The following is a 9210-nucleotide window of genomic DNA, read 5'->3' on the forward strand; positions in this document are numbered from 1 at the left end:
CGAAGAACTTTTTCTCCACCACACATTAAAAAATGTTTGAGCACCGTAGGTGCGAAAAATTATGCACAGAGACCGTGGAGAGCATGGAAGTCCGACACATTCTTAATGATTTGAAGGCGTTCTTGCGCCAGAATAGCAAAAAGAAGAGATTCAGTGCGAATCCCTTCTTTTTGCTATTTATGATTTACTGTTTAGCTTGAAGTTTTAGTTTGCTGGTAAAGCCACGTTCTCCTGGTCCACGGCGGCAAAGCGAGTTCCCCATATCCCAAGAGAGCCAGCAATGAATAAGGCAATGGGACAGAAGGCTAGCAAGCTCAGACGTAAATCCTGGCCGGCGCTATTAAGTATGAAATGTTGGCCGTGGGTGGGGTCAATATATTTGGTCACGATTCCTATGATCGATGGTGCAAATGCATCTCCGAAAAAGTGTGCAAGTACTAATGAAAGGGCGAGTGCTGAAGAGCGCATAGCCGGGGAGACAATCTGCTGTGTTGCTGCCGCTGCGGGACCATTGTAGAGGTTGACGCAAAAGAGTGTCAGAAAGAGGAAAATGCTAAAAAGAAGAAAACTACTGCTCAACATGGCGATAGCAAAAAACAATGCACCCAGCAGGAAGCCAGCACCACAGATGAGAATATGGGCTCCTGCAAAACGTTTTTGCCAACTATCGGCTAGAATACCCCCGAGTACTGTTCCTGCAACCCCTGCTACGACCACCATTAAACCAGCGTAGAGACCAGCTGTGCCTGCGTCAAGATGAAAGGCATCCTTTTGTTGCAGATACGTTGGCATGAAGGTCACGGTCACACCGAGGAAGAAGAATGCGAAGACCTGCATTGCTGTCAACATGACAAAACTGCGAATATGGAGCAACTGGTGGATGCGCTTTATTGTCTCAATGCTTGCTTGCTTAAGAAGCTGGCGATTGAGACTCACTTTCTGGGTTTCAGTATCTTTTGTGGGGAACTTCCAGACAAGAAATCCTAGTAATAGACCAGGGATACTACTGAACAAAAAGGCAAGGCGCCATCCATGTGGAAATGTACTGACTATCATGCCACCTAAAATGAAACCAGTCATCAACCCGACTGTGGTTCCTACGTTCCACCAGCTTAAAACTTTTCCCCATTGAGAGGATGGAAAATGCTGACTCAGTAATGCTGTTCCAGCCGGATAGTAGCCTGCTTCTCCTATCCCAAGCAGCATACGCGTACAAAATAATGACAGAAAATTGTTTGCTAAGGCGGAGAAAACGGTACTTATACTCCATAGTATAGTACAAAAAGCAATCATACGCTTTTTGGAGAGGTTGTCTGCTAAAAAACCCAGTGGCAAGGTGAAAACGGTATAGACGATCAGAAAAGCTGACGCAATGAAACCAATACCATCTAAACCAAAATGAAGTTCTTTCGCAACCGTGTTGGCTATACTGGAAAAAATATAACGATCCAGGTAATTAAGTAAATTAATGCTAAACATGACTCCAAAAATATACCAGGTAACACGTCGTGAGAGTGGTGATGCTTTTTCTGTCACCATCTTTGATGTTTGAAGTGTCTGTTCCATGCGGCTTCCTTTGCTATAACCAAAAAGAGGTAGGAATGGAGCGCCCCTTTTAAAACACGTCTTACATGAGCTGATGTGAGGATTGGTTAATCACAAAAGGAAGCAGGTCTAAGGAGGAATAAAGATGACACATTGACAAAAATAAATATTCAATAGCATTTATTTCTTTTACTAACCATTTATGCAGATACAGACAAAATAGCATATGAACATAGCCACTGTCAATTTTTTTGAACGTATTCTGACCCTCTTTCTCTTAGAGATAAACTTGATACTTTTGAAACTTTAAATACCAATTATACTTGACAAACAATTGAGAATAATGTATATCAATAGAGATGATACTTTTGAAACTTTTGAAAAAAATGACACCATGGAGGAGTAGATGCATATAAGATCAACAGCAGGGAATTTTATGCCCACCCTTTCCACTCACAATGAGATGAATATGACTTCTGATGTTCTCAATACATCTATTGATGATATCCATACCGTGATGCATATTCTCTCGTTAGGTCAAATTTTGTGCTATCAGATGAAAGGCGCTGTAACGCGGCTCTGCCAGGAGGTGCGCTATGTCACGAAGAATCGTGCACAACTTTCTTTGAAGAAGGAGAAGGAGCGCGATGCAAAACTGCCAAATGATGTTGATCAAGTTGCTATGACTTTACCGGTTCAGTTTGGTCAGGCGGTGTATGGATCTTTACATATCTCTGTTGATCCATTTAATACGGAACAGCCTGCGCTTTCACTGGTCATTGCACAATTGCTTGCTCAGTCTTGTAGCTGGATGCTCTATACATTGGAGCAATCTACGTTTCTTCATAGTCAATGCCAGCATATAGATTATCAAGTTTATGAGCCATTGACTAAAAGAGAACTGGAGGTGTTGAAGCTGATGTTCCGCGGCTATGGGCAGGAGAAAATTGCTGCAGCATTGTGTATTGCTCCGGCTACTGTGAATAAGCATCGGCAGCATATCTATGAGCGCCTGGGCGTCCATAATGAGCGCGATGCCTTGCTTGCTGCTTACTACATGGGGATTCTTTCACTTTTTGATGATTTGATGTTAAAAGAATAGCAGGAGAATAGATAATTATGGATGCTTCGAGCATAAATGTATCTCAACATTCGTCATTTCTGTACCTGAGCCGTGTGGATGTAGTGAAGGCCAGTCAGTCTGTAGATAGTGTCGAGGTGATGCGCCAGGTTTTTGGCTTGCATGCGTCTCACGAAACGCTTTTGCCGGATGAGGCTTATCTGGGTTGGCAAAATCAGAAACAGGAGAGTTTACGTAGCTTAAATATGCCGAGCTATCTTGGCGGTGATCTGGATATTGCTGGTACGAAGATTATTAATAGTAATCCAGGCAATCCTCAGCGTAATCTTCCTCGCGCCAGTGGCGTCACACTGTTGTTTGATACGCTGACTGCTCGCATTCAATGTATTATGGAGGCGGCATACATTTCTAGTTTGCGTACGGCCAGCGTTTCTGCTCTGTCTGTAGAGCTCTGTCAGGGCCCAAAGGAGATTACGACGTTGGCTGTAATCGGCGCTGGTGTGCTGGCTGAGGCTCATATTGCGCTCTTCATTCAGCGTCTAGCACGGCTCCGTCGCGTCTTGATGTTTGATTTTGTTCTTGAACGTATGCAGGCTTGTTATGAGAATCTTCTTCCTCTTTTGCAGCAATATAATGTTCAAATGTCTTTCGCGGAGAGCGCACAGCAAGCAGTTGAGCAAGCAGAATTAGTTGTGCCAGCCACAACCACCACCACAGGCTATATTCAGTACAATTGGCTCAATCCTGGAACAATCCTGATCAATGTTTCATTAGATGATGTGTTGCCCGAAGTGGTGTTTCGGGCGGACAAAGTTATCGTTGATGATTGGACACTGGTGAAGAATGATCCTCGCCGTCTGATTGGACGCATGTATCGTGCGGGCCAGATTATCGCTCCTGATGATGCTGAAACTATCATTGAAGCGGGACAGCGCAAAATAGATGCCCAGATAGGTGATCTTGTGCTTGGGACGCGTAAAGGACGTGAACGAGCTGAAGATATTATTCTGGTGAATCCCTTTGGGTTGTCTATCGAAGATATTGGCCTGGCATCTCATATCTATCAGCGTGCACAGGCATTGGGTCTTGGCACACATCTGGATTATTAGCTTTCTCGACCTTTTGCCCGTTGCATCTATTGCTTTTCCTTTTTTAAACCTTTTTGCCTTGCCGCAAAAGGTTTTTTTCTTTTTCCCGGTCTAACACTTCCGCTAACGCTTCATCTAACGTCACGTCCGCTATCATGAGAGCAACGATATATGATCTCATCCTTGGTCAAGGATAGATGCCTGCGGAACATGAGCAGTTTTTGTGGGTCAGAACAAATGACCTGTAGTAATGAAAGGCGGGCTCTATGTCATCTCAGCCGAATAATAAATCGTGGCTCTTTTTTTCGCAACAACCGCGGCACGATACACGTGTTCGCCTGTTCTGTTTGCCATATGCGGGAGGAGGTGCTTCTATCTATAACCGCTGGGCAGAGGAGCTTCCTACACAGATTGAACTCTGTGCCTTGCAACTCCCTGGACGGGAAAACCGTTTTGTAGAGCGTCCCTTTACGAATCTTAATCAGGTGGTGGAAACTTTGCTACCTATTATCAAGCCATACCTGGATGTTCCGTTTGCGTTCTTTGGTCATAGCATGGGCTCTTTAATTAGTTTTGAGCTTACCCGGGCTATCCGCAATGAATACTCCTGGGAGCCAGCGTGTCTTTTTGTTTCCGGTCATCGTGCCCCGCATGTACCGCGCGAACGTAAAATCTTACATACGTTGCCGACACCTGATTTTATTCGTGAGGTACGCAAACTGAATGGGACACCAGAGGAGTTGCTACAGAGCTCTGAACTATTGGAATTATTCCTGCCTCTTTTACGTGCGGATTTTGAGCTCTGCGAGACCTACTCCTATAAGATGCAGGCGCAACTCACATGTCCTATTGTTGCCTTTGGGGGTTTACAGGATGAAGATGTACCACGTGATGCACTTGGCGCCTGGCATGAACAAACATCTGCCCACTTTTGTCGACGCCTTTTCCATGGTGATCATTTTTTTCTGCACCAACATCGACGGCATCTCACCAAATTTATTGCCCAGAGGCTTCTACACCAGAATACAACCTGTCAGAGTTGTGGGATTGAGCGGGGAATTGCATCATGATTCCTTCTCTTTCTCAGGATCTCTGGCGCTCGCCTCCTGCTTTCCTGCAATTAGCAGAGAATGTGATTCATCTCTGGTATGCGCCACTTGAGCAGCCCAAATCTGTGGTCGAGCAACTTTATCAGACCCTTTCGACTGAGGAGCGTGCTCGCGCTAAGCGTTTCTATTTTGAGCGGGATCGCCAGCACTTTATTGTTGGTCGCGCAGTATTGCGAAATGTGCTTGGACGTTATATTAGTCTTGAGCCACAGCACCTGCAATTTTGTTATGGGGCGCATGGCAAACCTGCGCTTTTACAGTTGCGGGGTAATGACATTCTTCATTTTAACGTTTCACATTCCAATGGCATCGCCTTGTATGCCATTGCTCTCAACCGTGAATTGGGGGTGGATGTCGAATATATACGCTATCTCGCTGATGCTGACCAGATTGCGGATAGCTTTTTCTCTCTCTCTGAACGCAAAGCGTTGCGTTCTCTTACAACTGAGGATGTCCGTATAGAGGCCTTTTTCTGCTGTTGGACACGGAAAGAGGCGTATGTTAAAGCCCTTGGGAATGGCTTATCGCAGCCCCTGGATCAGTTTGATGTTTCTCTCCTCCCGGGAGACGATGCTGAACTGCTGGCAGTACAGGGAAAACCTGAGGAGATCCAGCGCTGGAAATTACATGCTATTTCTCTGCCTTCTCCCTATGAGAGGCAATATAAGGCTGCACTTGTTGTGGAATGTAATCCATCAAAAGAAGCGCTTCCGATTCAAGCATGGCAGTGGCAAGCAGAAGGAGAATAATATATCTATGATTTATTCCTCAATTACTCAGTGTGTGGGTACAACACCCATGGTTTATCTTGATCGATTGTTTCCATCGCCCGATTTGAGCGTAATCGCCAAGTTAGAGTTTTTGAATCCCGGAGGAAGTATCAAGGATCGTCCAGCTCGTTTCATTATCGAGCAAGGATTACGCGATAAGACGATTACAAACTCTACTCATATTATTGAGAGCACCTCAGGCAATCTGGGCATTGCGTTGTCGATGGTTGCTCGTTCCTATGGTCTGAATTTGACCTGTGTGGTGGACCCTAAGATTTCTCCCACGAACTTGAAAATTCTGCGTTTAATGGGCGCAAATATCGATATGGTTCAGACGAAAGATGATCAAGGGGGCTACTTAAAAACTCGTATTGCTCGCGTTAAGCAGTTACTGCAAACGACTCCTGATGGCTATTGGATCAACCAGTATGCGAACCAGTTGAACTGGCAGGCTCATTATTATGGTACTGGCGAAGAGATGGTGGCAGAGTTGGATGCTCCGGTCGATTGTGTGATGATCGCTGTCAGCACAACCGGTACAATTCTTGGGATCGCTCGCCGTCTGCGCAAAGCTTTTCCCAACATTTGTGTGATTGCGGTTGATGCGGTTGGCTCCATTATCTTTGGCCAGAATTCTGGTCCACGTGAGATTCCTGGTATCGGTTCGAGTCGTGTGCCGGAACTCCTCTGTCGCGATGAGATTGATGAGGTTGTCCATGTCAATGACTATGAGGCTGCAATGGGTTGTCGTACCCTGCTGGCTCACGAAGGGATTTTTGCGGGCGGCTCTTCTGGCGCTGTGATTGCGGCCCTCTATAAGCTCCTTCCCACTTTCCCTCCTATGTATCGCGTGATGACTGTTCTGCCGGATCGCGGCGAGCGCTATCTGGATCTTGTTTACAACGATCAGTGGCTTGAGCAGGTCTACCAAAAAGTTCAGTCCTCGAAATTAGAGGTTGCGCTTATTTAGTGCTTCCCTGGCTGCTGATAAGCGCCATGGACAAACTGATCAGCAGCTCCTAATCACCAAGAAAGTAGGGGTATAACATGGATAGAGCACTGGTACTCAGACAGGTCAAAGATTACTTTACTGGTCGTGTTCTCGATGATATCGATGAGGATTTGGATGAATATACACCGCTATTAGATTGGGGCTTTATTAATTCGCTGGAGATTGCTCAGCTCGTGGCTTTTATCCATGTAACGTATGGCCTGGATGTCCCCCCTGAAAAGATGGTGCCAGCGGTGTTCCAAAACTTACAGACCATTACACAAATGATTATGGAAATACCTTTGCCAGTGGTACATTAGTCGTCGATTTAGCTCGCCGTACCATCATCTGATAGCGCGCCTGGCTTACTGTGGTTTTAAGTATGTCGCTGGTCTTGCTATACGTAAACAGATAGCGATAGGGTTGTTCATCCTGCCTGGCGCTTTTTCTCAGGAAGCCAATGCACTGCAATTCATCTAAGGCGGAGAGCGCTTCGTTTTCTGTGAGGTTGGCTGTACGGCAGAGCTGGTCAAAGGTTGCATCTGGCCCCAGGATCGTTATTGCTATGCAGAAGGCTTGTGCTGCTGATGTTACTTGTTTGAATGAGAGTAGTATGTGTTCCTGAATACTGTTTGGTAGCATGTTTCGCAATAGTTCTTTCATTCTCTCATGGGTGTGCTGGACATTTTGTAAGGACGAGAAAGCTTTATTCTCGATCAGGCAGTTGATGGTCTCAATGGTATAGAAAATATGTCCGTTTGTTAGTTCATAGAGTTGTCCGGCTAAAATAGTGAGTAGATCAGCGTTTGTGGAGAATTGGGTCATAAAAGGAATTAACGTCTTGGCATGAATGTTCGCAGTCAGCGATTGGAGTAGATACAATATGTCGGAGGGCTCAAAGGGGGATAGGGGAAAGTGCACGACGGATGGCATCAAACGTCGCAGCTTTTTGTTCCAATCTGTCAATGAAGGCGCGGGAGGATTTTCTTGATCTGGTCGAAATGAGAGGATCACCAGAATCGGGCTACAGGATTGCTGCCATCGCTGAATGAGATAGTATATACCGCCCAGGAGATTATGATGTGCCCAGTGCAGATCATCCAGGAAAAGAATCAATACGCGATTTTGAGCCAATGCATTGCATAGACGGGCGACCGCTTCAAAGATCTGGGTGCGGATTATGGCATCTTCATTATACGGTAATACCAGGTCGGGATATCTTTCACGTAGCTCTGGTAAAAGTCGGCTGAGTTCAGCCAGCCAGACATCGGCCAGGAGATCATCGGGGGCGTTCTCCTGCTCTACACGTAGCCGGAGCGCATCGATAAGCGGTTGAAAAGGAAGGAGAGCACTCCCCTCAAAAGCACTACCTTGTAGAATAACGGTGTCCTGTACTGAACACCACTGCAAAAATTCGGTGACCAGGCGGGTCTTCCCAGATCCCGCGACCCCTTCCAGGGTGATTACCTGGGGCATGCCGCTTCGGGCGCGATTGAAACTTTCAACAAGAGTGTTGTATTCCGGCGCACGTCCCACAAAGGGGGGAAGCAGCCGCGAGAAGGCCCGGATCTGTGGTACTTTTTTCGCTGGCTGCTCAGCCGGGGCGGATGTACGTATGCGTTCTTTAAGTGCAATCGTGGCTGATGAGGGTTCGGCTCCGATCTCGTCGATGAGGAGCAAGCGATAGTGATCGAACGTTTGCAGTGCCGCAATGCGATTTCCTGTTGCGGCCTGTAAACTCATTAATTGCTGGCAGGCGTCTTCGTTGAAAGGATCAAGTATGAGCCAGCGTGAAACGATTTCAATAGCCTGCTTTAATTCACCTGCTCGTTCATGGAGCTGTGCCAGGTGCTCAAAGACCATATGCATGCTTTGGTGCCAGTAATCGCGTTGATAGCGAACCCAGTCATCGAAGGCTGCTGAGTCACGCAAAGAAAAATTATCTAAGAAGCTTCCTCGATAGTGTTTGACTGCCGTATGAAGATGGGTAAGTAGCTGGATACGTAGTTCTTCGGTTGCCGCCAACGGATTATTGGCAAGCGTTTTGAGTATGTGTAGTGACGTCTGGACAGCCTGTAGATCAGAAGTTACTTCAGCCTGTACATTGATACTCAGTGTGTTGCGGTCGATTAACAAAGGAGGATGTTCCATAACTTCTAAGATTTTACGTAATTCCAATAGCGTAATACGCAATGCTGCCCTTGCATGAATGGCATCGCTTTCGGGCCAGAGTAGTTCAGCCAGTCTTTGCCTTGATTGTACCTGACCCTCAACAACGAGATAAATCAGTAATGCCAGGGCTTTGCGTGAAGAAGAAAAATGCATGATTTCGCCTGCATTTGTTACTTCTGGTGGACCTAATAATGAAAGATGGAGTCCATTGTGAATAGCGGTTTTCTCCATTACATAAGGTGTGAGACGCATAGCATCTTTCTCCTTTCTCATCGGTAGACAAATCTCTCTCTAGCGTACCTATTCTTGTATATCAATGTCATGCCCTCTCAGATGTATTTTTTATGCCACAAGATAGTCCTCTTCCCCTCCAGCATTCCCTGTATCCCTCGTCAACGCAGAAAAAATACGCACGAGAGGGAACGTATTCTGTGTCCAGATTAGCTACTCTTCC

General features: G+C 46.1%; 8 protein-coding genes. 6 read left to right on the plus strand and 2 right to left on the minus strand.

Going from position 1 to position 9210, the window contains the following annotated elements; all coding sequences use genetic code 11:
- Window positions 1-204 precede the first annotated feature (204 nt).
- Window positions 205-1566: a spinster family MFS transporter gene (locus tag F1593_RS04245; protein WP_149400306.1), complete on the minus strand. Its 1362-nt coding sequence runs from the start codon at window positions 1564-1566 to the stop codon at window positions 205-207.
- 448 nt (window positions 1567-2014) lie between these two features.
- On the opposite strand from F1593_RS04245, the gene F1593_RS04250 reads away from it, so the two are divergent.
- The 6 genes from F1593_RS04250 to F1593_RS04275 all read left to right on the plus strand — a co-directional run bounded on the left by F1593_RS04250 (window position 2015) and on the right by F1593_RS04275 (window position 6904).
- Window positions 2015-2647, plus strand: a complete 633-nt coding sequence (locus F1593_RS04250; protein WP_172631848.1) for a response regulator transcription factor — start codon at window positions 2015-2017, stop codon at window positions 2645-2647.
- A gap of 17 nt (window positions 2648-2664) precedes the next feature.
- On the plus strand, window positions 2665-3735 hold the full coding sequence (locus F1593_RS04255; protein ID WP_149400308.1) for an ornithine cyclodeaminase family protein: 1071 nt from the start codon (window positions 2665-2667) through the stop codon (window positions 3733-3735).
- A gap of 245 nt (window positions 3736-3980) precedes the next feature.
- A complete protein-coding gene (locus F1593_RS04260) occupies window positions 3981-4784 on the plus strand; it encodes a thioesterase II family protein (protein WP_149400309.1) in 804 nt (267 codons plus the stop codon).
- The gene (locus F1593_RS04265; protein ID WP_149400310.1) at window positions 4781-5572 is read left to right on the plus strand and encodes a 4'-phosphopantetheinyl transferase family protein; all 792 of its coding nucleotides are present in this window, start codon (window positions 4781-4783) and stop codon (window positions 5570-5572) included. The genes F1593_RS04260 and F1593_RS04265 overlap by 4 nt, the downstream gene beginning before the upstream one ends.
- A gap of 7 nt (window positions 5573-5579) precedes the next feature.
- Entirely contained in the window at window positions 5580-6563 is a 984-nt protein-coding gene (gene sbnA, locus F1593_RS04270) for a 2,3-diaminopropionate biosynthesis protein SbnA (RefSeq protein WP_149400311.1), read from the plus strand.
- A 77-nt stretch (window positions 6564-6640) separates the two neighbouring features.
- Window positions 6641-6904, plus strand: a complete 264-nt coding sequence (locus F1593_RS04275) for a phosphopantetheine-binding protein (protein WP_149400312.1) — start codon at window positions 6641-6643, stop codon at window positions 6902-6904.
- Here F1593_RS04275 and F1593_RS04280 read toward each other — a convergent pair.
- Complete coding sequence (locus F1593_RS04280; RefSeq protein WP_172631849.1) at window positions 6873-9008, minus strand: ATP-binding protein; 2136 nt, start codon at window positions 9006-9008, stop codon at window positions 6873-6875. The two genes, F1593_RS04275 and F1593_RS04280, sit on opposite strands and share 32 nt — an antisense overlap.
- Window positions 9009-9210: the final 202 nt, after the last annotated feature.

It is taken from the genome of Dictyobacter arantiisoli, assembly GCF_008326305.1.
Taxonomy (GTDB): domain Bacteria; phylum Chloroflexota; class Ktedonobacteria; order Ktedonobacterales; family Ktedonobacteraceae; genus Dictyobacter; species Dictyobacter arantiisoli.

Bases quoted from the DNA above. Each gene is read 5' to 3' on its own strand.
- F1593_RS04280 (WP_172631849.1), bottom strand. From the start codon at position 9,008: ATGCGTCTCACACCTTATGTAATGGAGAAAACCGCTATTCACAATGGA.
- F1593_RS04255 (WP_149400308.1), top strand. From the start codon at position 2,665: ATGGATGCTTCGAGCATAAATGTATCTCAACATTCGTCATTTCTGTAC.
- F1593_RS04260 (WP_149400309.1), top strand. From the start codon at position 3,981: ATGTCATCTCAGCCGAATAATAAATCGTGGCTCTTTTTTTCGCAACAA.
- sbnA (WP_149400311.1), top strand. From the start codon at position 5,580: ATGATTTATTCCTCAATTACTCAGTGTGTGGGTACAACACCCATGGTT.
- F1593_RS04250 (WP_172631848.1), top strand. From the start codon at position 2,015: ATGACTTCTGATGTTCTCAATACATCTATTGATGATATCCATACCGTG.
- F1593_RS04275 (WP_149400312.1), top strand. From the start codon at position 6,641: ATGGATAGAGCACTGGTACTCAGACAGGTCAAAGATTACTTTACTGGT.
- F1593_RS04245 (WP_149400306.1), bottom strand. From the start codon at position 1,566: ATGGAACAGACACTTCAAACATCAAAGATGGTGACAGAAAAAGCATCA.
- F1593_RS04265 (WP_149400310.1), top strand. From the start codon at position 4,781: ATGATTCCTTCTCTTTCTCAGGATCTCTGGCGCTCGCCTCCTGCTTTC.